The organism is Dechloromonas agitata is5 (genome assembly GCF_000519045.1).
Classification (GTDB): Bacteria; Pseudomonadota; Gammaproteobacteria; order Burkholderiales; family Rhodocyclaceae; genus Azonexus; species Azonexus agitatus.
On record NZ_KI912532.1, the window covers coordinates 713,359 to 735,272 of the forward strand.

The 21,914-nt window shown below is 58.8% G+C and carries 27 protein-coding genes; 8 read left to right on the top strand and 19 right to left on the bottom strand.

Annotated features, from left to right (window positions below):
• Positions 1-3: 3 nt before the first annotated feature.
• Together K420_RS0103535 and K420_RS0103540 are read right to left on the bottom strand one after the other, a co-directional pair.
• Positions 4-2,022 (bottom strand): TonB-dependent receptor plug domain-containing protein, encoded by a 2,019-nt coding sequence (locus tag K420_RS0103535; RefSeq protein ID WP_232422730.1) that lies wholly within the window; start codon positions 2,020-2,022, stop codon positions 4-6.
• Positions 2,023-2,063: 41 nt separating this feature from the next.
• On the bottom strand, positions 2,064-2,669 hold the full coding sequence (locus K420_RS0103540) for a PilZ domain-containing protein (protein WP_084019544.1): 606 nt from the start codon (positions 2,667-2,669) through the stop codon (positions 2,064-2,066).
• A 246-nt stretch (positions 2,670-2,915) separates the two neighbouring features.
• Between K420_RS0103540 and metX the strand changes: the two genes are divergently transcribed.
• Genes metX through K420_RS0103555 form a run of 3 tightly spaced genes read left to right on the top strand, consistent with a single transcriptional unit; the run spans position 2,916 to position 5,922 of the window.
• Entirely contained in the window at positions 2,916-4,046 is a 1,131-nt protein-coding gene (metX, locus tag K420_RS0103545; protein ID WP_027456841.1) for a homoserine O-succinyltransferase MetX, read from the top strand.
• On the top strand, positions 4,043-4,654 hold the full coding sequence (metW, locus tag K420_RS0103550; RefSeq protein ID WP_027456842.1) for a methionine biosynthesis protein MetW: 612 nt from the start codon (positions 4,043-4,045) through the stop codon (positions 4,652-4,654). The genes metX and metW overlap by 4 nt, the downstream gene beginning before the upstream one ends.
• Positions 4,654-5,922 (top strand): AmpG family muropeptide MFS transporter, encoded by a 1,269-nt coding sequence (locus K420_RS0103555; protein WP_027456843.1) that lies wholly within the window; start codon positions 4,654-4,656, stop codon positions 5,920-5,922. Before metW ends, K420_RS0103555 begins: the two co-directional genes overlap by 1 nt.
• Here K420_RS0103555 and K420_RS0103560 read toward each other — a convergent pair.
• The 6 genes from K420_RS0103560 to K420_RS0103590 all read right to left on the bottom strand — a co-directional run bounded on the left by K420_RS0103560 (position 5,906) and on the right by K420_RS0103590 (position 8,711).
• On the bottom strand, positions 5,906-6,163 hold the full coding sequence (locus tag K420_RS0103560; protein WP_232422731.1) for a hypothetical protein: 258 nt from the start codon (positions 6,161-6,163) through the stop codon (positions 5,906-5,908). The genes K420_RS0103555 and K420_RS0103560 overlap by 17 nt on opposite strands.
• Positions 6,164-6,216: 53 nt before the next feature.
• A complete protein-coding gene (locus K420_RS17995) occupies positions 6,217-6,510 on the bottom strand; it encodes a YqjK-like family protein (RefSeq protein WP_035854466.1) in 294 nt (97 codons plus the stop codon).
• Positions 6,507-6,914 (bottom strand): phage holin family protein, encoded by a 408-nt coding sequence (locus K420_RS0103570; RefSeq protein ID WP_027456845.1) that lies wholly within the window; start codon positions 6,912-6,914, stop codon positions 6,507-6,509. The genes K420_RS17995 and K420_RS0103570 overlap by 4 nt, the downstream gene beginning before the upstream one ends.
• A gap of 4 nt (positions 6,915-6,918) precedes the next feature.
• Entirely contained in the window at positions 6,919-7,233 is a 315-nt protein-coding gene (locus tag K420_RS0103575; protein WP_027456846.1) for a DUF883 family protein, read from the bottom strand.
• Positions 7,234-7,431: 198 nt separating this feature from the next.
• Positions 7,432-8,217: an exodeoxyribonuclease III gene (locus K420_RS0103585; protein ID WP_027456847.1), complete on the bottom strand. Its 786-nt coding sequence runs from the start codon at positions 8,215-8,217 to the stop codon at positions 7,432-7,434.
• A 77-nt stretch (positions 8,218-8,294) separates the two neighbouring features.
• A complete protein-coding gene (locus tag K420_RS0103590; RefSeq protein ID WP_157274979.1) occupies positions 8,295-8,711 on the bottom strand; it encodes a ribbon-helix-helix protein, CopG family in 417 nt (138 codons plus the stop codon).
• Between the two features lie 150 nt (positions 8,712-8,861).
• On the opposite strand from K420_RS0103590, the gene K420_RS0103595 reads away from it, so the two are divergent.
• From K420_RS0103595 to K420_RS18000, 5 genes are all read left to right on the top strand, one after another.
• Positions 8,862-9,545 (top strand): hypothetical protein, encoded by a 684-nt coding sequence (locus K420_RS0103595; RefSeq protein ID WP_027456849.1) that lies wholly within the window; start codon positions 8,862-8,864, stop codon positions 9,543-9,545.
• 192 nt (positions 9,546-9,737) lie between these two features.
• A complete protein-coding gene (locus tag K420_RS0103600) occupies positions 9,738-10,115 on the top strand; it encodes a hypothetical protein (protein ID WP_027456850.1) in 378 nt (125 codons plus the stop codon).
• 52 nt (positions 10,116-10,167) lie between these two features.
• The gene (locus tag K420_RS0103605) at positions 10,168-10,551 is read left to right on the top strand and encodes a hypothetical protein (RefSeq protein ID WP_027456851.1); all 384 of its coding nucleotides are present in this window, start codon (positions 10,168-10,170) and stop codon (positions 10,549-10,551) included.
• Between the two features lie 110 nt (positions 10,552-10,661).
• A complete protein-coding gene (locus tag K420_RS0103610; RefSeq protein ID WP_027456852.1) occupies positions 10,662-10,892 on the top strand; it encodes a hypothetical protein in 231 nt (76 codons plus the stop codon).
• Positions 10,893-11,713: 821 nt separating this feature from the next.
• On the top strand, positions 11,714-13,045 hold the full coding sequence (locus K420_RS18000) for a DNA primase family protein (protein ID WP_051452936.1): 1,332 nt from the start codon (positions 11,714-11,716) through the stop codon (positions 13,043-13,045).
• 304 nt (positions 13,046-13,349) lie between these two features.
• On the opposite strand, the gene K420_RS0103620 is transcribed toward K420_RS18000, so the two are convergent.
• The 11 genes from K420_RS0103620 to K420_RS0103670 all read right to left on the bottom strand — a co-directional run bounded on the left by K420_RS0103620 (position 13,350) and on the right by K420_RS0103670 (position 21,909).
• Positions 13,350-13,913, bottom strand: coding sequence for a hypothetical protein (locus K420_RS0103620; RefSeq protein WP_027456853.1), 564 nt, complete (start codon positions 13,911-13,913; stop codon positions 13,350-13,352).
• Positions 13,914-14,057: 144 nt separating this feature from the next.
• The gene (locus K420_RS19565; protein WP_051452937.1) at positions 14,058-14,714 is read right to left on the bottom strand and encodes a hypothetical protein; all 657 of its coding nucleotides are present in this window, start codon (positions 14,712-14,714) and stop codon (positions 14,058-14,060) included.
• A gap of 71 nt (positions 14,715-14,785) precedes the next feature.
• Positions 14,786-15,190 (bottom strand): hypothetical protein, encoded by a 405-nt coding sequence (locus K420_RS0103630; protein WP_027456854.1) that lies wholly within the window; start codon positions 15,188-15,190, stop codon positions 14,786-14,788.
• A 77-nt stretch (positions 15,191-15,267) separates the two neighbouring features.
• Positions 15,268-16,137 (bottom strand): HDOD domain-containing protein, encoded by an 870-nt coding sequence (locus K420_RS0103635; RefSeq protein WP_157274983.1) that lies wholly within the window; start codon positions 16,135-16,137, stop codon positions 15,268-15,270.
• The gene (locus tag K420_RS0103640) at positions 16,134-16,511 is read right to left on the bottom strand and encodes a hypothetical protein (protein ID WP_157274985.1); all 378 of its coding nucleotides are present in this window, start codon (positions 16,509-16,511) and stop codon (positions 16,134-16,136) included. The genes K420_RS0103635 and K420_RS0103640 overlap by 4 nt, the downstream gene beginning before the upstream one ends.
• 116 nt (positions 16,512-16,627) lie before the next feature.
• Positions 16,628-17,845, bottom strand: a complete 1,218-nt coding sequence (locus tag K420_RS0103645) for an HD-GYP domain-containing protein (RefSeq protein ID WP_035854470.1) — start codon at positions 17,843-17,845, stop codon at positions 16,628-16,630.
• A 10-nt stretch (positions 17,846-17,855) separates the two neighbouring features.
• Entirely contained in the window at positions 17,856-18,611 is a 756-nt protein-coding gene (gene cheZ, locus K420_RS0103650) for a protein phosphatase CheZ (RefSeq protein ID WP_027456858.1), read from the bottom strand.
• Positions 18,611-19,012: a chemotaxis response regulator CheY gene (gene cheY, locus K420_RS0103655; protein ID WP_027456859.1), complete on the bottom strand. Its 402-nt coding sequence runs from the start codon at positions 19,010-19,012 to the stop codon at positions 18,611-18,613. The genes cheZ and cheY overlap by 1 nt, the downstream gene beginning before the upstream one ends.
• Before the next feature lie 38 nt (positions 19,013-19,050).
• Positions 19,051-20,031 (bottom strand): chemotaxis protein, encoded by a 981-nt coding sequence (locus K420_RS0103660; RefSeq protein ID WP_027456860.1) that lies wholly within the window; start codon positions 20,029-20,031, stop codon positions 19,051-19,053.
• A 12-nt stretch (positions 20,032-20,043) separates the two neighbouring features.
• Positions 20,044-20,403, bottom strand: coding sequence for a hypothetical protein (locus K420_RS0103665; RefSeq protein WP_027456861.1), 360 nt, complete (start codon positions 20,401-20,403; stop codon positions 20,044-20,046).
• Between the two features lie 21 nt (positions 20,404-20,424).
• On the bottom strand, positions 20,425-21,909 hold the full coding sequence (locus K420_RS0103670) for a methyl-accepting chemotaxis protein (protein WP_027456862.1): 1,485 nt from the start codon (positions 21,907-21,909) through the stop codon (positions 20,425-20,427).
• Positions 21,910-21,914: the final 5 nt, after the last annotated feature.

Genomic DNA, 21,914 nt, shown 5'->3' on the forward strand with positions numbered 1-21,914 from the left:
GCCTCAGAAATCGAGGCGCAGGCTCAGCCATTGCCGCCGGTCGACGATGCGACCGGTACCATCCGGATCGCTGCCACTCCCGTCGAAAGTCTTGTATTCGCCGTGCGCACCATTCAGCGATTGCACAACATAGGCCAGTTCGCCCCCAACGCTCCCCAAGCGGAAGGGATAGGCCAGCCGCGCATCGAAGCGCCGGTATTTGGCCGACCAGGAATTCTGCGACCACTTCATCTTGTCCTGCCAGTAGCCGGCCAGCGAGAACTGCAGTTTGTAGGGCAAGGCCTGCATCCAGAGCAGTGACGTTGCCCGCCGCGGGGTCGAACGCTCGGTGAGTTGCTCGATGTTACTGTAATCCGTTGGCCGGCTGAGGGTGCCGTTCGGATAGGCCAGGGCCGACGCCAGATAGTCGCTATCAATGTCGGTGAACGTCTGACCGAAAATCAGGCGGGTCGGCTCGAAGGGCTGCCATTTGAACTGGTACTCGATGCCACGAATGCGGACATCCTGAATCGGCATGGTCAGCGACGGCACGCCATCACTTTTGGCGTTGAGGTCGAGGGTATACAAGCGATCCCGGATCGTCTCGTGGAACAAACGGACATCCAGGCTCGCCCGCCAGTCCCGCCAGTCACCCAGATAACCAAGCTCCCAGGTATCCAGACGCTCCGTCGGCATGCTTGGATCTGCCCTGAACTGATATCTACCCGGGCCAGAAAAATAATCCGCCCGATAGTCATAGATGCTCCCCGTCCGATGCGCTCTGGAATAACCGATACGCAGAGTATTCTCGGTATTGAAATGAAAATTTGTGCTGATCCGCGGCGACCACATAAAGCCGGCCAGCGAATCACTTTCCCCAGCTAAACCAAGGTTTGTCGTCAACCAGGAGGCTGGCTTGGCTTCCCAGTTGCCAAACAATCGACCAGTTTCACGCTTTACCGTACCCTGCCCAGGCAATACCCATTCGGAACGCATCGCGTCCTCACGCCAACTTGCCCCCCAAGCCACGCGCCCCACCCCCTCCAATTGCAGGTTGTGCTGAAACTCGAGTTCCTGCCGCTGACCATGATCACCAGTCTGATTGACGCGATAAATCGGAGCTGTCGGTATCTGGCACCGAATATCAATCGAAAAAGCGTCATCGGAGCGATCAGCTGTATAGGAATACCGCAACTGGAAATCACTTGACGGAGATGCAACGTGTCGCAAGGCAATCTGCGCGTACGTGTTTCTCTGCTCCAAACCTCGGATCGGATTCTTCGACTGACCGCAAATCGTATCCGCGCCTATACGCCCGACTCCCGTCACGCCCTCTGTCTGTCCAGCATTGATCTGGAGCGCATTCCGTTCATCGAGCGTGAAGTCGGCCCGTAAATCGACCAAGCGGGAGCGAAAATTGTCGATCCAGTCCCCGCGATCAGCCAGCGCATCGTCGTTCAGTTGCCGGTAGGTCAGCCGGAAGTCACCGACCTCGCCAATCCGGCCGCCCAGCCGCAGGCCCTGATCGCGGACGTTCTGGCTGCCATGGCTGGCCGACACGGAGAAACCACGGGTCAGCGCCGGGTCGATCGTGATGATGTTGATGACACCGAGGAAGGCATTGCTGCCGTAGGACACGCCATTGGTGCCGCGCACGACCTCGATCCGCTCGATGTCGTCGAGGGCGACCGGTAGCGTCGCCCAGTTCACCCCGTTGCCGAACAACGGCGAGTACATCGAGCGACCGTCGATCAGCACCTGGACACGCGGAGAGTAATCCTCGTCGTTCAAGCCATGGTAGCTGACGCGGGCCGGTTCGGTAGTGTGCGGATGGGTCTGGAAGCCCGGCACCAGCCGGAACAGGTCGTTCAGGGTACGGCTGCCGGAAGCACGGATCATGTCGCGGTCGATGACTGTCACGGCAGTTGGCGCATCGGCCAGGCGCTGCGGCAGTCGGCTGACCGATGCGACGACCGGCAATTCGCTGAAATACGCTCCCTCGTCGGCTGCCCATACCACCGCCGGCCCGAGCAGGGCCAACATGACCAGCCGGCGCTTCTGCCTTGCCCCGGTACGCATCCCGATCAAACCCCGCCTTCCCTGAGGCCGGGCATTCCCGGAATGCTCAACGCCTGCGCCCAGGCTTCGGCAAAGCAGGGAGACTGCGCCCCGATCGCCACGCCATGGCGGCTGGTCGCCACCAGGCACAGGGCCAGTCCGGCCTGTTCGACCGCCGTCACGCCTTCGAGATCGATCTCGTCCACCCCCATGCGGGTCAGGGCATGCATGAAATCGCTGCGCAGGATGCCGCACAAGCCGCCGGTGATGCGCATGGTCTTACGCCCACCGAGTTCATGGACCGTCAGGATGGATGCCTTCCCGCTGTTGAGCGCGGCATTGATCGCATCGTCGATCAGGATCTGGCTGATCGGCCCCTGCTGGAAGCGCACGCCGTACAAATCGCATACCCGGCTGACGACCACCGCGGGCACATCGATGACCGGCGACTCGAAGACACTGAACTCGCAGCCAATGTTGTGCGAAATCTCCAGCGGCATTGGCGTACGCAACATCAGCCCGGACAATGACAGGTTCTCGATCACCCCTTCGCCGATCTGGCCGCCAAACCCGATGCTGATTTTCTGCGGCACGGAAAAACGAATGCGCTGATGACGTCTTTGCTCCAACATGGGCCAAACTCTTTTCACAAGGAGGGGATTCGCCCGAGTTTAACAAAAGATGACGACACTTCAGCAGACGCTTAAAGTCTTCGTTTCATTGACTTTTCCATGCCCGCTCGGTATCGTCCCGGAACGCTGAAGTGCTTCAGCCGCGCCGATTTGAGCTCTGATTGCGGGCGCTTATAAATACAGCTAAAACGGGAACCACCCAGTTCGCGTTTTCGGCCAACTGGGTTTTTGTTTTTCAGGAATAGCATGTCAGGACAATCCGTCGGCGTCGTCACGTCGCAACGCGCCCACTTCGATCAGCCGCTCCACCTGCGGAGCGGCGGCGTTCTGCCGGCCTACGATCTGGTCTACGAGACCTACGGCACGCTCAACGCCGCCAAATCCAACGCCATCCTCGTCTGCCACGCGCTCTCCGGGCATCACCACGTCGCCGGCCACTATGCCGACGCACCGAACAACATCGGCTGGTGGGACAACATCGTCGGTCCCGGCCGGCCGCTCGACACCGACCGCTATTTCATCGTCGGCCTGAACAATCTCGGCGGCTGCCATGGTTCGACTGGCCCGTCGTCGATCAACCCGGCCACCGGCAAGCGCTGGGGCGCCGACTTCCCGATCGTCGCGGTCAGTGACTGGGTCGAGGCGCAGGCCCGCCTGGCCGACTTGCTCGGCATCGATGCCTGGGCAGCAGTCATCGGCGGCAGCCTGGGCGGCATGCAGGCGCTGCGTTGGACGATCAGCCAGCCGGAACGCGTGCGCCACGCCATCATCATCGCCTCGGCCCCCAAGCTGACGGCGCAGAACATCGCCTTCAACGACGTTGCCCGCCAGGCCATCCTGACCGATCCCGATTTCCACGGCGGCCACTACTACGAGCACAACACCCGGCCGACGCGCGGCCTGCGCCTGGCCCGCATGCTCGGCCACATCACCTACCTGTCCGACGACCAGATGGGCGAGAAATTCGGCCGCGAGCTGCGCAATGGCTCGTTCTCCTTCGACTACGACGTCGAGTTCGAGGTCGAATCCTACTTGCGCTACCAGGGCGACAAGTTCGCCGGCTATTTCGACGCCAACACCTACCTGTTGATGACCAAGGCGCTCGACTACTTCGATCCGGCCCGCCTCGACAACGGCGACCTGGTCCGCGCCATGGGCCGCAGCCACCCGGATACCGGCTTCCTGATCGCCTCCTTCACCACCGACTGGCGTTTCAGCCCGGCCCGCTCCAAGGAAATTGTCGCCGCCCTGCTCGCCAACGGCCGCAATGTCTCCTACGCCGAGATCGACCTCAATTTCGGCCACGACTCCTTCCTGATGGAAGATGCCCATTACCACGGCATCGTCGACGCCTACCTGCGGAACATCCAGCTATGACCAACACCCTGGGACGCCCCGATTTCGACCTCATCACGGCCTGGATCGAGCCCGGCCACCGCGTGCTCGACCTCGGCTGCGGCGATGGCAGCCTGCTCCGGCACCTGGTGGACAGTCGCGGCGTCCGTGGCGTCGGCGTCGAGATCGACGATGCCAACATCCTGGCGGCCATCCGCAACGGCATCAACGTGCTGCAGGGCAACCTGGAGAAAGGCCTCGACGAATTCGCCGACCAGTCCTTCGACCATGTGATCCTGTCGCGCACGCTGCAAACGGTGCGCCATACCGAGGGCATCCTGCGCGAAATGCTGCGCGTCGGCCGCGAGGCGGTCGTTTCCTTCCCCAACTTCGCCTACTGGAAGAACCTGCGCTCGGTGCTTGCCGGCCGCATGCCGGTCTCCGAAGACCTGCCCTACCAGTGGTACGACTCACCCAACGTCCGCTTCTTTACCCTGCTCGACTTCGAGGCGCTATGCGCCCAGATGGGCCTCATCATCCGCGAGCGCCACGTGCTCGACGAGGGCGGCAACATGGTCGACAACGACGACGAACGCGAGCTGAATTTCCTCGGCAGCCTGGCGGTCTATCGCCTGACCCAGCAGCGCTGATGCCGGCCTGGCTCGCCGCGCTGCTCACCCGGAAGATGCTGATCTGCATCTTCACCGGTTTTTCATCAGGGCTGCCGCTCTACCTGTTGCTCAATTTGCTGCCGGCCTGGCTGCGCAGCGAAGGCGTCGACCTGAAGACCATCGGCTTCTTCGCCCTGATCCAGTTTCCCTACACCTGGAAATTCCTCTGGTCGCCACTGCTCGACCGTTTCTCGATACCAGGTTTCGGCCGCCGGCGCGGCTGGATGCTGCTCACACAGATCGGCCTGCTCCTCGCCATCGGCTCGCTCGGTGGCCTGAACCCGAAGGACAACATCTGGCCCATCCTGTGGCTGGCGACGTTGCTGTCGCTGCTCTCGGCCACCCAGGACATCGCGGTCGACGCCTTCCGCCGCGAAATCCTGAGCGATAACGAACTCGGCCTCGGCAACGCCGTGCATGTGAACGCCTACCGCATCGCCGGTCTGATTCCCGGCTCACTGTCGCTGATCCTGGCCGACCGCCTGCCGTGGAACGAAGTGTTCTGGATCACCGGCGCCTTCATGCTGCCCGGCATGGCCATGGCCTGGCTGGTCAGCGAACCGTCCGTCAAGGGCGCACCGAAGACGCTGCGCCAGGCAGTCACCGAGCCCTTCCACGAATTCATGGGCCGCCAGGGCTGGCGCGGCGCCGCCTTGGTCCTCGGTTTCATCTTCCTCTACAAGCTTGGCGACAGCCTGTGCACCGCGCTGGCCACCCCCTTCTACCTCGACATGGGTTTCACCAAGACCGATATCGGCCTGATCGCCAAGCATGCCGGTCTGTGGCCGGCGGTGATCGGCGCCCTGCTCGGCGGCCTGTGGATGGTCAAACTGGGGATCAACCGGGCACTGTGGCTGTTCGGAGTAGTTCAACTGGTATCGATCTTCGGCTTCGCCTGGCTGGCTGCGCAAGGGCACTATGACAGCATCGGCGCCAGCGAACGCATCGCACTGGCCTTCGTCATCGGCCTCGAAGCGCTCGGCGTCGGCCTGGGCACGGCCGCCTTCGTCGCCTTCATCGCCCGGGCCACGCACCCAGCCTACACGGCAACGCAAATGGCCCTGTTCACCAGCCTGGCCGCCGTACCGCGCACCTTCATCAATGCTTCGGCCGGCTGGCTGGTCGAACAACTGGGCTGGCTGAACTTCTTCTGGCTGTGCGCCGCCCTGGCCGTGCCGGGCATGGTCTTGCTGCTCAAGGTGGCGCCGTGGAACGACACCGTCACCGACGCTAGTCGCCCCGCTTGACGCGGCGGCGGTCCAGCCACCAGGCATAGATCGGCAGAAGCAGCACGGAGCCCGGCAACAACAGGGCGATCAGGTAGGGTGAAAGATGCGCGACCCGGCGCAAATGGGCCAGTAGCTGGGCTTTCTCGGCACTCGTCCAGGTTTCGCCGTTACGCGCCTTCATCAGCAGGGGCATGATGCCCCGCGTTTCCATCAGCTCGGCCAGTACCCGGTTCGCCTCGCGTCGCTGCGACGAAAGCATCTGGCGCCACCACCCGGGCAGCGTGGCCGCCTTGCTCCCCTCGCCCGCCACCCTCAGCGGGCTCCCGCCAACCGGTTCCTGACAGCCTGCCAACCCCGCCAGACGAAGAAGCCCCGCCGAGCCCAGCGCCATGCCCGCTTCGGACGAGCGACAGCCACCGCCGCAACAGCGACGCCAACAGCAACCGGGTGATGCTTCAACCAGTCGACACCATCGAGTACGGCATCGCCCTTGGCCAACGCCGACTCGAGAGGGCCGGCGTGACGCGCCAGTTCGCGTCGCTGCTCGGCGATGCGGGCCTGTAATCGGCCGTGGCGCGTGGCGAGTTCGAGCAGCTTGGGGTTCATTCCGGCGGCTTGCGATGACGACGTAACTGGGCCATGTCGGCCTCCAGCTCCGCCAGACTGGCCTTGAACATCTTGCTCGGCTGGCTCGCCTGGCGCTTCAGGGAGGCGACCAGGAAAAAGCCGCCACTGCCAAACAAGACAGCGAAAATGCCGAAAACGACAACCCGCTGTTCCCAGAAGGCGAGCGCGACGCAGCAAACCAGCATGACGACGCCCAAGGCGAGCAGGAAGGCCGCGCCGATTGCCTTGGCCCACAGCGACATGAGGCGGAATTTCTCCTCCTCCAGCTCGGTGACCAGAAGTTCGGCACGCGTCTTGCCGATCGCGATGAGCGTCGCGACCAGGTTTTTCAGGGCGGCGAAGAGGCCTTCGCGACCTTCTTCATCGCCTCCGGCTTGCGACATGCGCTTAGCGACGGCCGATCAGGACGCCCAGCGCCAGGCCCAATGCGGCGGCGACGCCAACGGCCTTCCACGGCTGCTCATGCACGAAATCGTCAGTCGCCCGGGCAGCCGCCTTGGTCTTGTCGACAACAGCCGCTTCCAGATCGAGCACGCGCTCCTTGGCATCGCGCAGACGAACGCCGAGACGCTCGCGCAGTTCGCCCACCTTCTCGCCGGCCGCTCCCGCCGTAGCACGCAGCAATTCTTCCGTATCGGAAATGACGACCTTCAGATCGGACACCAGTTTTTCCTTGTTGGCAGCAGTCATTTGTTCAGACATTTTGAACCTCGTCATGAGTCGGTTAATCGGGACAGTTCAAGGTTATCCCTTGCTCGCACCGAATGCAATTCACCCCGGCTACTTATTTGTACTCGTAATCGATGATCAACGGCGCATGGTCGGAGAAGCGCTCGGCCTTGTAGATGCTGGCCTCGACAGCGCTCGCCGCGATCCCCGGCGTGGCGATCTGGTAGTCAATCAATCAAAAAACCGACATTCGTAGTCCACAGTAAGCGGAGCGTGATCGGAGAATTTCTGCTCCTTGTAAATTTGCGATTTCTTTGCGGCACAAGCAATCCCTGCAGTCGCAACATGGAGATCAATCCTCCATCCCACATTTTTGGCGTACGCGGCTCCGCGATTACTCCACCACGTATACCCCTCGTCACCCGCCTCGGGGTAGAGGCTACGGTAGACATCCGTCCAGCCGCTTGCATAGATTTTGTCCAGCCATGCACGCTCTTCGGGTAGAAAACCGCTATTTTTTAAATTTCCCTTCCAATTTTTCAAATCGATGGGACAGTGGGCAATATTCCAGTCCCCGCAGACGATGAATTCACGTCCTTCACAGAGGAGTGAGTCGAGGACGGGCAAAAATTCTGCCAAGAACTCAAATTTTGCCCGCTGTCGCTCCGGAGATGACGATCCAGATGGAACATATACTGATACAACAGACAGGTCACCAAAATCGGCTCTTATAAAACGCCCTTCGGCATCGAATCCAGCATGCCCAATTCCTTCAATGACCCTGTCTGGCTCGCGACGGCAATAGATGCCAACGCCTGAATATCCTTTCTTCTCTGCGCAATGGAAGAAACCGCGATATCCACTAGGACTCCTCATCTCATCTGTGAGGTCTGCAGCTTGGGCTTTTAATTCTTGAACACAGACCACATCGGCATTCGAAGTTTTCATCCATTCAAAAAAGCCCTTATTTGAGGCTGATCGGATTCCGTTTAGGTTTGCTGAAATTATTCGGAGCATGTTGAGAGGCAAATTAATATTTGATGGATTCAAAAATCTTGCATTTGCAGCAATGGCGGCAACAAGTCACCGGGAGATTACTGCAATTCGTCCCATCTCATAGCAAGCTTCGCCTCCGAAATAGGAACGCCCGTTACCAGCATCCCGTCGGACTCGTGCAAGCTGGAATCCTCAAGGATTTTGAACAGCAACTCGTTCTCCCGATCATTGAGCAGTATCGGGAAACGACTCGCCATTCTGAGAAAACGGCCAGCCTCGGTGTTGGCCCACGTGATATCAGCGACCGCATCAAGTTTATCAACGGTATCGGAGGTCGCCGTAGCGGTACGAATCACCTTGGACTCCAAGTAATGACGGATGGCGAGCAAGACCGCATCGGTAGTGCTGACGCCATTGGCGCGGGCAATCACATCCAGTCCGTGGCGCAACTTGGCCGGCACCCTCACCGCCACAAGTTGGCTCTTCGTTTCATTTCCGGATTTCAGTTTTGGCATAGCATTTGTTGACATATGTGCAACACCCATCATACAATATAAGTGTTGTCAGTTGCTAATTCGCTTAGTTACTGACTACGCAATTCGTTTGATCGTGATCGTTCCGCACCCGCGTCGGGTACGGAGTTAACCTCCTTTTAAGGAAAAATCATGCGAACGAATTGCTCAAAAACCCCGTGGTCCGCGAAGCCGCTATCCACGGACAATAAGGCGCTGCTTCAGCTAGTCCATAGCGAGGAGATTGCCAAACAGCCTTCGGCACTCGTCCTGCCCGAATGGACCGGCCTCTTTGGTGACCTGCCACAACTGCTGGAATGCTTCCCGAAGCCGACTCGGACGCCCTTCATCCATATTTGCGCTTCCAACCAAATGCTTGAGGGAACGCTGCAACATGCGGAGAAACCCTTCTTGCGACGCAATTGCGTCACCCTCGGCCATTCAGTCGACACATTTTTTTACACAGTAGGAACCGGGGCGACAGGCTACATACTGGCCTTCGATGCCCAACTACCCGAGATTGCCCAAGCTTTCCAGATTTGGAACCGACAAGGGTTCATCCCTTGCTTGATGAATAGCCGCCCGGGAACGGTATTTATTGCCCTACCCCTGCTCAAGGAGCCGGGCTTCACCGATTTTATGCGGGAAGCCCGCATGCACCCGGTCGAGATTTCTCCTCAGCGGCAACAGCTAATCGAATGTGCCGCTCATTCTCCTTACCTGCAAGACAACCTGCCCTTCGAGAATCCGGAGGTCATCGCTGTCTGGCCATCCTCTGCTTTGGTTGGCGGGTTTATCGAAGTCGCGGCTTCGGAAGACGATGACGATGGCCATTAAGACGGCCAGGTTGCCGGTAACTCGGATACCGGCCCGCTGACCTTTCCATCCCCACGATCCCGAGGGGATCTATCGCGCTTCCAGATATCTCCCGGTCTTTGGCCGGGATCACCTCGCGACCACCAGCAGGCCGGACTCCAGTGCTGCTGACCGAAATCATTAGGCTGCCAAGGCAGCCACGAAGGAGAAACCATGACGTTGGACGAACTTATTGCCCGCTATCAACCGATGCCTGAGATGCGCATCATTCGATTCATTGCCTCGACCGAGCTGGAAGCAGACGAGTTGTATTGCGAGGACCTCAGCGTTGCTGGGACTTATCTCATTGCCGTACCCAAACACCTGGACGACACCACAGCGGCAAGTTGTGCCATAGGGGCGTTTCATTCGAGGATTCCCATCAAATACCTTCATGCCTTTGAGTACGAAATGTTCGACGCCGAGAGCGACACGGAACTCTTCGATGACTGCGAGCTGGATTGCTATGAACTCGCCAAACAGGCTGGTGCGGTCATTTGTTTAACAAGGTGTTTCGCCATCGAGGTGGAATCCGCCCTCGTTCCCAGTTAAGCGGGTATTGCCGTAACTCTCAATACTCAGCATACCAATCAAGGAGAACACAATGGATTCAAGCGACAATTTTGCAGGTCAGGTTATTTTTCAAAAATCACCCGTTACCAAATCCCAGACCCGCCTAGATGCCCTGATTCGGGGACAGGTTCACGAAGACACCGAGGGCGTCTTCGAGTTTTTCTGTGAGGCAACCTATGACACAGAAGAGCAAGCATCATCAGTAGTGGTCGAGGTGACGAACCCCGACTGGGGTTACAGCGATGATTCTGACGACGCCGATGAACTGGATTTTTTTGAAAATATGGAACGGGTTGAGATGCGGTTGCAATTGACCCTATCTTCCGAGTTTCGAAAATGGGCACGTGGTGAAGCGTCCATTCTTAATTCCGTACTTATTGAAGTTTCCAACGAAGAATTCAGAGAAATCTTCTAATTTGGATTGACCCAATGCAAGCCCCGATCTACTGATCGGGGCTGAATGGTCATTTCCCATGGAGCGTCCATTGTTCGAACGAATCGAACCTAGATACGAGCATTATTTCCTTGGTCGCGGTCGGCGGATTCTGGGAAGATGAATCTTTGTATTTCGTGATGCAAGCGACCGAAATGGTGGCGGGAAGTCATGTCCCCAGAATGGAATGTACGCCGGAGGCGCTGGCCATCGCGCAAAATGCCGATGACCCAACGCCTTGGCGACATCGGGTGTACACCATTGAAGACCTTGGGCAGGTCATCGAGCCATGGGCGTATGATTTCGCCAGCGTGGATTTCTAGGGTCATCACAAAGGAAAAGCACCTGTTGCGACGGTGCTTTCCCGGACCAGAGAGCGGCCAGAGGTTTGTGAAGCCTCAGGCCGCTGTCACTGCCTGGGTGCGAGATACGTTGATCTGTTCGTTCAGTCGCTGCAACCCGGCCTGTATCTGTGTCTGTAATTCGCGCAAATCAGGATCGCTGACCTCACCATTGGCCGCCCAAGGCAGAACGCGGCCATTTGCCTGACCCGAGCCTCTGATAGCTTGCCATCGTGCAAACTAGCTTCAATGAGCGGAATCAGGGCAACCGCTGCACGTAGCAGGTTGCCTTCCGGGGTTGGGGATAAGGGCATCTTGGACATGACGTTATTTTAGCCAACTCCGAACGGATACCAGCGATATCAGTCCCGTTTCCCCATACAGCCCGAGAAGGATTTCTCAAACCTGAAGGTGCGGCCAATACGTTTCAAATTCCTCCATCAGTAAATGACCCGGAGTTTAATTGGTCGGTCTGCTGACCAAGGTGTGACTTCCCGGTGGTAGTGCAATTTCTCCGGTGCAGCATAAGCGCACCCAGATCCTGACGAGAGATAAACCGTCTTGCTAGACGTCTCGCCACGTCATTCCACGTGGCGGCACGTTGCGACATTGGTGTCGCCGTGCTCCTTTTCCAAGGAGCTGTTTATGAGCAAGTTGCTCAACATCCACGGGCTTGCCGAATCTCTCGGCAGGCATTCCGAAACCAACCCGCTAAAGCGGGCATCTAATCCAGCAGTCCTTCCCTCACCTGCACACCTGTCGGGCCAGGCCAGGAAGGTCATGGATTCAAGGAGGACGCAAGCATGAGTCGCTCCTTCCAACCGCACGAGTTCGCCAAGGCCATGGCGGCCGATGGCAACTACGCCTCCGACCGGAAGCTGATTTACCAATGGACCGACACCCATTGGTCGATGATGGATGAAGACGATTGCGAGGCGATGGCGTATCGCTGGATTGTCGCCGCCCAGGATGTCTTCGCCAGTGACAACAATGCCCGCCGGGCCTTCCGTTCCGCCGCCCTGTGGCTGCCGCCTTTGCCGGAGATGACGGGGGATATCGTGATTCCCTGCCAGAATGGCTATGTCCATGTCGCCGACGGCCTGCATCTGCAAGCGGCGAACCCTGACTTGGGGATTCGCCATGTCCTGGGCTGTGCCTACCAGCCGGAGGGTTCCCTCCCCCAGCGTTTCCTGGCCTTCCTTGGCCAGGTGCTGCCGGATGCCGAGGTTCGGGCGCGCGTCCAGGAGTATGTCGGCTATACCCTGATGTCGGATGCCCGTTATCAGAAAGCCCAGCTCTGGCTGGGTGCCGGGGCCAATGGCAAGGGGGTGCTGGCCAACATCATCCAGGCCCTGCATGGCAACGTCGCGGCCATCAGCCTGGATGCGATGGATGGCTTCAAGCTTTCTGTGCTGATTGGCGCGAGCCTGATTTACGCCGATGAGGTGCCGCGGCAAGGCATCAACGAGCAGTTGTTGAAGTCGATGATTGCCGGGGAGCGCGTACAGGTCGACCGGAAGTACAGGGACCCGGTCAGCATTCATGTGCGCGGCAAGTGGCTGGTGCTGGGCAATCACCTGCCGGCGGTCACCGACCACTCGGCCGGTTTCTGGCGGCGTTGGGATATCGTGCCATTCGACGTGACGATTCCGGAAGGGGCGCGTGACCCATTATTAGCCGAGGCGATTATCCAGCATGAATTGCCTGGCGTGCTCAATTGGGCGTTGGAGGGCTTGCTCCGCCTGCAGCGTCGTGGCGCCTTTGACCCGGCGCTACCGGGGCCGATGCAGCGCTTGCTGCACGATGCCAAGGCCGAGACCAATTCGGTGCTGGCCTGGTTCGAGGATTGCGACATCGAAGCCCCCGCGTCGACGCTGACCACTAAGGACGAGGTCTTTGCCCACTACCAGGACTGGTGCAAGCGTAACGGCATGTCGCCGATGGCGATGACCCGTTTCTGGGGGCGGATGAAGAGCATTGCGCCAATTGAGGAGTCCCGTCGTCGCGAGCAGGGACGCCAGGTTCGCTACTGTAACGTGGGGCTACCCGGTCTCTATGTCAACGATGAATCGCTCGCGGCCGATAGCCCTTCGCCGCGGGGTCACCTGGCCCTGAATGGTGTGCTTGGTTTGTGACCGCCTAGCCGCCAACTGCCCGTCACGCGCCGATCACGCCGTGGCGGGCTTTTTACGGCACTGTGCCGGGTGTGCCGATCAATACTGCGAAACCTTTTATTATGAGGTTTGATATTCCAACCAATTTTCACAAAACGCCCCAGCACACTTGGCACAGTTCCTCCAAACCCTGATGGTGCCTGGGGTTGGCTGAGCCAGGCAGCCACGCTGCCCCCGGCACTGTGCCGGGCACAGCCGGCACAGCGAACAAACGCCAGGCCAAACTTGGCAAAAAAGCGGGCCAGGTGGCCCGCCGGAATGGTGTTTAGTCTTTCCTCGAAGTAATGACCCCGCAGATGGAGAGATGGGGGACGTTCTTGCCAATGGGCAACTCGAGTTCTACTGCGTGCCCCTTCAACCACTCGATACTGCGTATCAGGTCGGCCAGTCGCGCGTCGTAGGGTAGCCTGGGCAATGATTTGCCGTGAGCCAGCCAAGCGTGCAGATACTCGCTTGGGCATTCCAGCGGCAGCGAAATGGTCGGACTGCCCCAACGTGCATTGATATGCAGCGTCAGCGATTGCTCGTCAATAGCAGCCTCCAGGCAGGCCAGGACGGCGGGTTCGGCCAGGTTGGCAATCGTTACGCCCAGGACGTCGCGAATTTGCATGAATATCAGCAGAAAGCTCTGTCCGGTCTGAGTGTCCATCGGTTGCATCGCCAGTCGCACCGCTTTGCCGTTCAATTCGAGGGCGTCGTGGAATGCCATGCTGTGCGTCAGCAGGAAACACGGGCGCTCACCCAGCGGGTTTGGCAGGTTCTGTAACTTGTGCGGGAAGATTACCGTTCCGGAATGCAGTTCGATGGCGAGGGGAGAATGGGTTGTCATAGGGGTTCCTTTGTTCAATGGCCTGGAACCCTGTATAGCGATGCCCACTGAGACGCCAATGAGCAGCAGACCCCGACAAAGAAACCGCGGCGATCAAAGATCACCGCGGCGGAATGAAGTTGTTTCAGTAATACCTGGAGTGCTTCAGGCGGCCCGGGAAAGCGGTTGCTCGGCAATCCGTTGTTCGGCCTCGTCAAGGACGATAGCGGCGTTCAGCAATTCCTCGAGCAGTCCCGGCAGGCGATGGGTTTCCAGGCTGTCATCGACTGCGACTTCTTCATACAGCGACAGCAGGAATTGCTGGACACCGGGTTCGGCTTCCCACACGGCCTGCGGCATCATGCCGCCGACCATGGGGTCGCTGGCCAGGCGCTCAAGGCCACGCCGGATGCGTTCGTGTCCTGCGTCGCCGGCCGGTAGCCAGTCGGCGATGCGAATCCGCCCGGCTATCAGCATGACGAGTATCGGCGGGATGGGTTTGCCGAAGGCGTCCGACAGGTAACGGGCGACCGCACCGGCGAATTCCCGGCTGATGTGCTGGGTGTCACGATGGCCGTGCCGCAATTGGGCAATATAACCATATGTGACGCCGAGTTCCCTCGCCATTTCACCGAGTTGGTGCCCCCGGATATTGGCCGCTTTCAGTAACAGGGCCGTGAACGTCCCGCCCGGAGCATGAAACTCATCGGCCAGTAGGCCAGTCCAGCCAGTTCGACGCCGACGCGGCGTCGATTCGGGATTTGCTTCGGCCGGGGATTGGCTGAGTTCGGGGTTGGTTTGCGTGTCTTGGTTTTCATTCATGGTTGCCTCATACGTTTGACCTGTCACAGGGGAAGTCCTGTAAGTCGTATAGTCACCAGGAATGAAGTGGGTTAGCTGAGGGTCTTGGATCGGCGCTTGCGCGTCCGTCCCACGCCGGCGGTGACCATGGCCGCGAGCAGTTTCGACCATTGGTCACGGGCTTCTCGCGCCATGGAGGAAAGCTCAGGGGTCTTTGGGGGACTGGCGAGGTAGAACTCCGTGGCCAGTCGGATGTAGGTCGCCAGCCATTTGGCGGCGCGGTTTCGAGCTTCACCATCGAGAACCCTGCGTTGTTGGGTCAGGAGTTCTTCTAATTGCTTCAGTTCTTCCTCATTCAGCTTGCCCAGGAGGTCGGGGGATGCGTGACGGTCGGTGGTACTAAGGCAACCCAGGGTAATCGAACGCCCTCGCCCGATGGTCTTGTCGTACTGGTTGCGGATGAGGGTAATGGTGTTCCCGCGTTGGCGGATCTGCATGGTCGGTCTCCAGTTGGTTGTCGGCGGACATTCGCCAACTGGTATAGCAACTGGAGTTTGCTGTATGCGGAATGTGACTATTGAGTTCCTTTGCGCGAATTGGTCGAAATTCCGGATCCCATCCGTCGCGCAAATTCGAAACGAGTCCGGCTGCGCCCGAAGCAATCGGCCATCCCCGGGCTGTGCCAATCCAGATGTAATAGGGCTAGTGCCGAGTGGTTGATTGAGGTCACCCGGTTATGTGGAGAAGCTGGCAAATCCATGGCGCGGGAAAGCGACTCCGCGAGCATAACAATGGCCTGCAAGCCGCTGTCGCAATTGATGCCATTATCATGATGACCTCCCGTGGCCCGCATGATATCTTTCGGAAGTTGCCAGTAGCTCCCTAGCAGTACCCCCGCCTGGCAGTGGTCCAGTCCAAAGGCTTCAACTTCGAGTCGCAGCAGTTCCCCCGCCAAGTTCGCCTGTTGTCTGATATCGCTGTATTTTGCCGCATCATGGACATAGAACACCAATTGCCCTACGTCGTGGAGGATGCCGGCGACGTATGCTTCATTAGGAGAGACTGCCTTGCTGAGGAGGGCAAGTTCGTGGGCGATAATCCCGACCGCCAGCGAGTGCTCGTAGAAAGCCTGCCCCCGCGCCTGGCTGATAAACCGGTTAAGCCCCACGGTAATGATGATCTGGCGGATTTTGTCGAGGCCGATCATCGAGGCGGCCGCAAACAGGTCAGCGGAATCGGCAAGTGCGTGCATGCGCCGGAGCCGATTGGCTGAGGATAGAACCGCGGCTGAAACGATAGGGTCGTTTCGGGCAATCAGGACCAAATGATGCACTGAAAGTGATTCCTCGCGCAGGTAATCAAGGAGTTCCAAAACCACTTTCGGGAAGACCGGCAGGTGTGCAGCCAGATCTGGGATGTGTACAGACGAAATCCGCGTACTCATAAGATCGGCCCCGCTACGACAAGGGCCTCGAACAGCGACTGGCATTCGCCCGTCGGAGACTCATTGTCGGCGCAACAAAAAATCTCCCTTAACCGTGCTTCGTGAGCGAGGCAAAGCAATTCGTACTCGTCCGCCTCTGGCGGATGTTCGTCAAGGATAGCAACGCATTCCACCGACTTGGTGACGATTTGCCGTATCGTATCCGCCGTCAGCGTGGAACCTTCGGCGAACCTCATAGTGGCTATTCCTCTGCCCTCCCCGACAACATCTTTCGCCAAAACCATGCCTGGCAAGAGTGCATCGACTGACAGCCAGCGATGCCTGGGCGCGGAACAGGCGATGCCTCGCCCAGCGATATCAAGAACTTCTGCCATGATAGCCTCCAAGCCAATTCCCAATGTTTCACGGATCCCTTCAGGGAAGGGGCCTCCTTTCCAGACCGGCCGCTCGGCGAGCGCGGTCGGTGCCGGAAGTGAGTCCTTCGCCTTGCTCAGGCGATTCTCCAGAACTGTTCCAGATTCCCGATCCCCCAACGGTTGGCCGACTCACAGCCGACGATGCTTTCCAGGCAGCGAGGGCGAGAGAGGTCCAGTAGTTCTGGCTTAATGTAAGCCTTGGATCGGGTTGAGAAAAACACCCTGACTTTTGGCTTGGTCAGCGAATCCGAGATCTGCTCGGTCACCACGCCCAAGCGGCCGGAAGACAGCCGCACTAGCGACCCGACAGGGTAGATGCCAATAGTTTTGACAAATGCCCGGAAGATGCTTTCATCGAAGTGCCCTTTACTCCATTCAGCCATTTTTCGGAGCGCTTCCCCGGGATTCCAGCCCGCCTTGTAGGGGCGGTCAGAGGTAATGGCATCATATACGTCGCAAACGGCCCCCATCCGGGCAAACAGGCTGATTTCCTCAGACTTCATCCGGTGCGGATAGCCGCTCCCGTCCACCTTCTCGTGATGGTGCAGACAGACATCAAGCACGACATCGCCAACCGCTCGTCCTTCTTCGAGCAGTTTGTGCCCGTCGAGTGGGTGGCGGCGCATGATCTCGAATTCTTCGTCGGTAAGCTTCCCTGGCTTGTTGAGGATATGGCTGGGGGTAAGTGCCTTGCCAATGTCGTGCAGCAGTCCGGCCAGGCCTGCCTCGCGGGTGTCTGCCTCGTCAAGGCCTAGCTGTCGGGAAAGCGCCACCATCAGGGCACATACGGCCACCGAGTGCATGTAGGTGTAGTCATCGGCCGATTTGAGACGGGCGAGGCTGACCAATGCGTCCGGGTTGCGGTGCACCGAGGCGGAAATCTCGTCCACCAGTTCGCCTGCTGCTTTAGCGTCAACCGCCCTGCCCATGCGGACGTGATGAAACATTGCAATGACGGCTCGACGGGATTTTTCGCACAACTTGGCCGCCCGTTGCACCTCGTCGGCCAGATCTACTGGTGCCGGCATATCGCTGAAAATAATGGCCTGCCCCAGAAGTTGGTCGACGGCGGCATTGATAGCCGCCGGGCTTTCGCCGACCTCGAGGTCGCAACCTTTGCCGGTGTCGATCCAAATCTCGGTAATACCGCTTTGGCGAATACGACGGAGATCCTCCGGGTCTTTCAGCAGAAAGTTAGAACGCCAGAAGGGATGTTCCATCCAGGAACCACAGAATTCATGGATATGCATTCCCTCACGCAAATGTTCGACCCTGATTTTTTTGAGCGCCATGAATCTTCCCTTAGAACCCAAGGCTATCGAGCAGATCATCGACTTGCATCTGGCTGACGACAACGTCGACACAATCCTTTGTTTGAATGACAGGACCATTCAGCAAGCCGTTGACCTCTTCATTTCTGACCGACTCAGGGATGATTTCCAACAACACCTGCAGTAGCCCCTTCTCCAGATCCTGTGCCATCATCACCAACTTGCGAATGACTTGTCCGGTGAGATCCTGGAAATCCTGTGCCATCATGATCTCCATCAGCTGTGCACGGGTCTGGCCGATGCGCTCCGGTGCGCTTCCTGTGAAAAATCCCTGCGTCCGGTGCGCCAGGCGCTTGAATTCCTCGACATCCATCTGGCCAGACATCAGCCTTTCCCAATCCTTGCCCAAGGCGACCACATCGGCATCCAGGGCGGCCTGCAGCGGCACGGCGATGTCGGTGGCGTTCAGAACCCGACAGGCGGCCTGTTCGGTCAACTTAGAAATGTAGGCCAAGCGATCCGTGGCGTCGGGGATCGACTGCAAGGTACCTTCCAGCAACTTGTCATAGCCCAGTTCTTTGAGGGCATCGTGCAGTTGGCGGACAAGTCTGCCCACCCGGTCGAAAACTCGGTGGTTTCCCGGGTCAGCTCCGTCGATCGATGCGACTTGCCCTTCCTGGCATGGCGCCTGTCTGCCAGATGGCGATGGCGGTTCCTGTCGGGCAACACCGGTTGCGATGCTGTCGAATAGGGCTTCGAGTTCTGCAGTATCGGTATTGGTACTCATCAGACATCCCCCCTTTGTTCGCGTTTGCTAAATATCTTGCTCAGTTTTTCATGCAAGGTAGCCCCGGTGAACGGCTTGACGATATAACCATCGGCACCGGCTTGGGCGGCGGCGATGATGTTTTCCTTCCTTGCCTCGGCGGTGACGATCAGAACCGGCAAGTTCCGTAATTTCGGTGTTGCGCGTATCTGCTGAAGAAGCTCTAGGCCATCCATGTTCGGCATGTTCCAATCGGTGACGACAAACTGGATATCGCCGGCCTGCAAGCGGTTGAGGGCTAGTCGCCCGTCCTCGGCCTCGCTGACATTGGCGAATCCCTCTTCCTTCAAGAGATTTCGCAGGATGCGCCGCATCGTGGAGAAATCGTCCACCACCAGAAAATGCATATTCGAATCAGTCATGCTTTACTCCGTTCTCACATCCTGCATCGACACACCAGCTATCGATCCGGACTTAGGTCCGTTTTCGCTTCGCCGTCGACCGTCAGCCATCGTCGCAGTACTACAGCCAGACGCTGCGGATCGAACTTGGATATGTATTCATCTGCACCCACCGACAGACCGAGTTTCTGGTTCTGGTTCCCGCATAGAGAGGAGTGCATGATCACCGGCACTCGCTCAAAACGGGGGTCGGACTTAATCTTCCTAGTCAGCAGATAGCCGTCCATTTCCGGCATCTCGATATCGGTAAGCACCAGGCTGATGGCATCGTGGGGGGCGATTCCTCGCGCTTCGGCCTGACGTGCGGCAAGATCAAGGGCTTCCCAAGCTTGGTACCCGTTGTGCGTCTCGACATAACTGACCTGCAGTGCATCCAGCGTCCGCCTGATCTGGGCTCGGGCTACCAGGGAATCATCGCAAAAGAACACAGCCATTCCCTGGTGGCCAACGGGCTGGATATCAAGATATTGGCGATCATCAGCAGGCTTCGCGGTATCGGACAACACCTTTTCGACATCCAACATCATGACGAGGCGGCCATCTTCCAGCTCAGTGACTGCCGTTACCAGCCCCCCGGTATTGTTGAGCAGCATTTGCGGTGGAATTCGCATCTGTCCCCAGTCCAGCCTTAGGATGTGGTCCACAGATTCGACCAGAAACCCTTGCATCTGCCCGTTGTACTCGGTGACGATCAAGATTTCCCGCCGGGCATCGCTTTGCACACCGGCATACTTGGCGAGATCGACTACCGGCAGCAGAGCGCCACGCAGGCTAACCATGCCGGCTACGGTTGATGGCATGTCGGGGGCGACTGTAATCTCCGGGGTCAGCATAACTTCGCGTACCTTGAAAACGTTGATTCCGTACGTCTCGCGCCGCTGCCTTGCCTGATCGAAGCCCAATCCGAAAAGCAGCATTTCCAACTTGTTGGCCCCCGCCAGCCGGGTGCGTGCATCGATATGACTCAAGAAATCCGACATGGCCATTTCCTGTTAACTCAACACACGCAATGCATCATGGTAGAGGTCACCGCCCCTGGGCAGATAATCGAGCATGCGTGCTACCAGCATCCGCAACCGGGCCATCTCGTCTTCGAGACGCTGCAACTCGCCATTCAAGACCACATCAGGCATGACGCAGAGATTGGATGTCGACTTGTGTTCCGCCGACCAATCAGGCTTGAACCACTGCAGCGCCTGTTGCGGTGAGGAGGCCTGGCCAGGACCGATAGCGCCGCAAGCGGCGCATTGGGCCACCCAATCGCCGCAATCGATTTCGAACAGCAGTCCTTCCCGATGGTCGCAGAAGGGACAAATGATGTTATCGGTATTGACACCGTCTTGTCCGAGCATGACTATCTCCTAGCAACAGTCTTATCCATTCTGAAAATAGCGAACAACCTTGAGTTGCTCGCTAGCTTGTCCGTCCAGTTGCTCTACCATGCCGGATATTTCCTCGGCGGTGGCGGCGTTCTGCTGCGTTGCGCCGTCCTGTTGCTGTAAGCCGCTGCGTACCTGGGAAATGGCGGCATCCTGCTCTTGGGAGGCGAGCGCAATTTCCTGGACCAGTTCAGTAGTACGCAGTACCTCTGGCAGCATGGCGGAGAGCAGGGATGCCGCCGTATCAGCCACCGCGAGTCCGCGACCGGAAAATTCCTCGATTTCGGTGGCGACGCTCTGGCTGCGCTCGGCCAAGGTGCGCACCTCGGCCGCCACGACGGCGAAGCCGCGCCCGGCTTCACCCGCCCGCGAAGCCTCGATGGCAGCATTCAACGCCAGCAGATTGGTCTGGCGGGCGATATCCGACACCATCTGCACTTTTTCCGCGATGATGCGCATGGATTCCTGCGCCTGATGCATGGCCGCCACCCCATCTTCGGCGGCCTTCAGCGAAGACGTGGCCATCTGCTCTGTCTGCGCTGCATTGTCGGCATTGCGTTTGACTTTTTCGGCCACCTCGGCCACCGCCGCCGTCATTTCCTCGCTGCCTGCCGCTTGCTCGGCGGTCGCTTGCGACAAAGCCGCTGTTGCGGCGGCAAGGTTCCTGGCGGTACTGGATGAAACCTCTGATGCGTTGTTCGCTGTAGTCATCAGGTCTTGCACCATGACTGTAAAATTGGTCGCAGCAGTGGCCAGTCGGCCGATTTCATCCCTTGTGGCACGATTTTTGCCCCCCCCCCGCAAATCGCCCAAGCAGCCTTGGACCAAGCGTGCCGAAACGCCATCGATCTCGGCTGCGAGCCGCCAGGACATCGTCGTGACTAGGGCGGCCGACACCATGGCTGCCAGCACGCTACCCGCAGCAAAAGATTGGGGCGGCACGACACCGGCCAAGCTCCCCAGCGCCATGCCGAAGACGGGCAGGACGCCGACGGCCGCTGCGGCAAGGAATCGCCGAGCCACGGGCAGATTCGCCCAGCGCTGCCGGAGCGAGAACCTCAGCCTAGCTTTGCCCTGATTCAACAAGGCATAAAACGATTCGGCGGCGGCAATCTGCTCGGGGGTCGCTTGGTGGCGCACCGAGATCGCGCCTGCCAGCTTGCCTCCTTCCATGTGCGGCAGCGCAAAAGCGTCGACCCAGTAATGATCGCCGTTCTTGCAGCGATTCTTCACTATGCCGTTCCACGGCAGGCCTTTCCGCAGACACTCCCACAAATCCTTGAATGCCGCCGGCGGCATGTCAGGATGGCGCACGACGTTATGCGGCTCCCCGATCATTTCCTCATAGGAAAAATTCGAGACGTCCGAGAAAGTCTTGTTGATGTAGGCGATGCGACCTTTCGCATCGGTCGTGGAAATGATGGACTGGCCGGGGGGAAGACGAATTTCGCGGCCGGTGACGGGAAGGTTTTTTCTCATGGGGA

Bases quoted from the DNA above. Each gene is read 5' to 3' on its own strand.
- K420_RS17995 (WP_035854466.1), bottom strand. From the start codon at position 6,510: ATGAACCCCAAGCTGCTCGAACTCGCCACGCGCCACGGCCGATTACAG.
- K420_RS0103560 (WP_232422731.1), bottom strand. From the start codon at position 6,163: ATGCTTTCGTCGCAGCGACGCGAGGCGAACCGGGTACTGGCCGAGCTG.
- K420_RS0103660 (WP_027456860.1), bottom strand. From the start codon at position 20,031: ATGTCGGATTTCTTGAGTCATATCGATGCACGCACCCGGCTGGCGGGG.
- K420_RS0103670 (WP_027456862.1), bottom strand. From the start codon at position 21,909: ATGAGAAAAAACCTTCCCGTCACCGGCCGCGAAATTCGTCTTCCCCCC.
- cheY (WP_027456859.1), bottom strand. From the start codon at position 19,012: ATGACTGATTCGAATATGCATTTTCTGGTGGTGGACGATTTCTCCACG.
- K420_RS0103555 (WP_027456843.1), top strand. From the start codon at position 4,654: ATGCCGGCCTGGCTCGCCGCGCTGCTCACCCGGAAGATGCTGATCTGC.
- K420_RS0103605 (WP_027456851.1), top strand. From the start codon at position 10,168: ATGGATTCAAGCGACAATTTTGCAGGTCAGGTTATTTTTCAAAAATCA.
- K420_RS0103600 (WP_027456850.1), top strand. From the start codon at position 9,738: ATGACGTTGGACGAACTTATTGCCCGCTATCAACCGATGCCTGAGATG.
- K420_RS0103575 (WP_027456846.1), bottom strand. From the start codon at position 7,233: ATGTCTGAACAAATGACTGCTGCCAACAAGGAAAAACTGGTGTCCGAT.
- K420_RS0103635 (WP_157274983.1), bottom strand. From the start codon at position 16,137: ATGAGTACGCGGATTTCGTCTGTACACATCCCAGATCTGGCTGCACAC.
- K420_RS18000 (WP_051452936.1), top strand. From the start codon at position 11,714: ATGAGTCGCTCCTTCCAACCGCACGAGTTCGCCAAGGCCATGGCGGCC.
- K420_RS0103620 (WP_027456853.1), bottom strand. From the start codon at position 13,913: ATGACAACCCATTCTCCCCTCGCCATCGAACTGCATTCCGGAACGGTA.
- K420_RS0103645 (WP_035854470.1), bottom strand. From the start codon at position 17,845: ATGGCGCTCAAAAAAATCAGGGTCGAACATTTGCGTGAGGGAATGCAT.
- K420_RS0103585 (WP_027456847.1), bottom strand. From the start codon at position 8,217: ATGCTCCGAATAATTTCAGCAAACCTAAACGGAATCCGATCAGCCTCA.
- K420_RS0103540 (WP_084019544.1), bottom strand. From the start codon at position 2,669: ATGTTGGAGCAAAGACGTCATCAGCGCATTCGTTTTTCCGTGCCGCAG.
- K420_RS0103595 (WP_027456849.1), top strand. From the start codon at position 8,862: ATGCGAACGAATTGCTCAAAAACCCCGTGGTCCGCGAAGCCGCTATCC.
- cheZ (WP_027456858.1), bottom strand. From the start codon at position 18,611: ATGAGTACCAATACCGATACTGCAGAACTCGAAGCCCTATTCGACAGC.
- K420_RS0103590 (WP_157274979.1), bottom strand. From the start codon at position 8,711: ATGCCAAAACTGAAATCCGGAAATGAAACGAAGAGCCAACTTGTGGCG.
- metW (WP_027456842.1), top strand. From the start codon at position 4,043: ATGACCAACACCCTGGGACGCCCCGATTTCGACCTCATCACGGCCTGG.
- metX (WP_027456841.1), top strand. From the start codon at position 2,916: ATGTCAGGACAATCCGTCGGCGTCGTCACGTCGCAACGCGCCCACTTC.
- K420_RS0103640 (WP_157274985.1), bottom strand. From the start codon at position 16,511: ATGGCAGAAGTTCTTGATATCGCTGGGCGAGGCATCGCCTGTTCCGCG.
- K420_RS19565 (WP_051452937.1), bottom strand. From the start codon at position 14,714: ATGAATGAAAACCAAGACACGCAAACCAACCCCGAACTCAGCCAATCC.
- K420_RS0103570 (WP_027456845.1), bottom strand. From the start codon at position 6,914: ATGTCGCAAGCCGGAGGCGATGAAGAAGGTCGCGAAGGCCTCTTCGCC.
- K420_RS0103665 (WP_027456861.1), bottom strand. From the start codon at position 20,403: ATGCTCGGACAAGACGGTGTCAATACCGATAACATCATTTGTCCCTTC.
- K420_RS0103630 (WP_027456854.1), bottom strand. From the start codon at position 15,190: ATGCAGATCCGCCAACGCGGGAACACCATTACCCTCATCCGCAACCAG.
- K420_RS0103535 (WP_232422730.1), bottom strand. From the start codon at position 2,022: ATGTTGGCCCTGCTCGGGCCGGCGGTGGTATGGGCAGCCGACGAGGGA.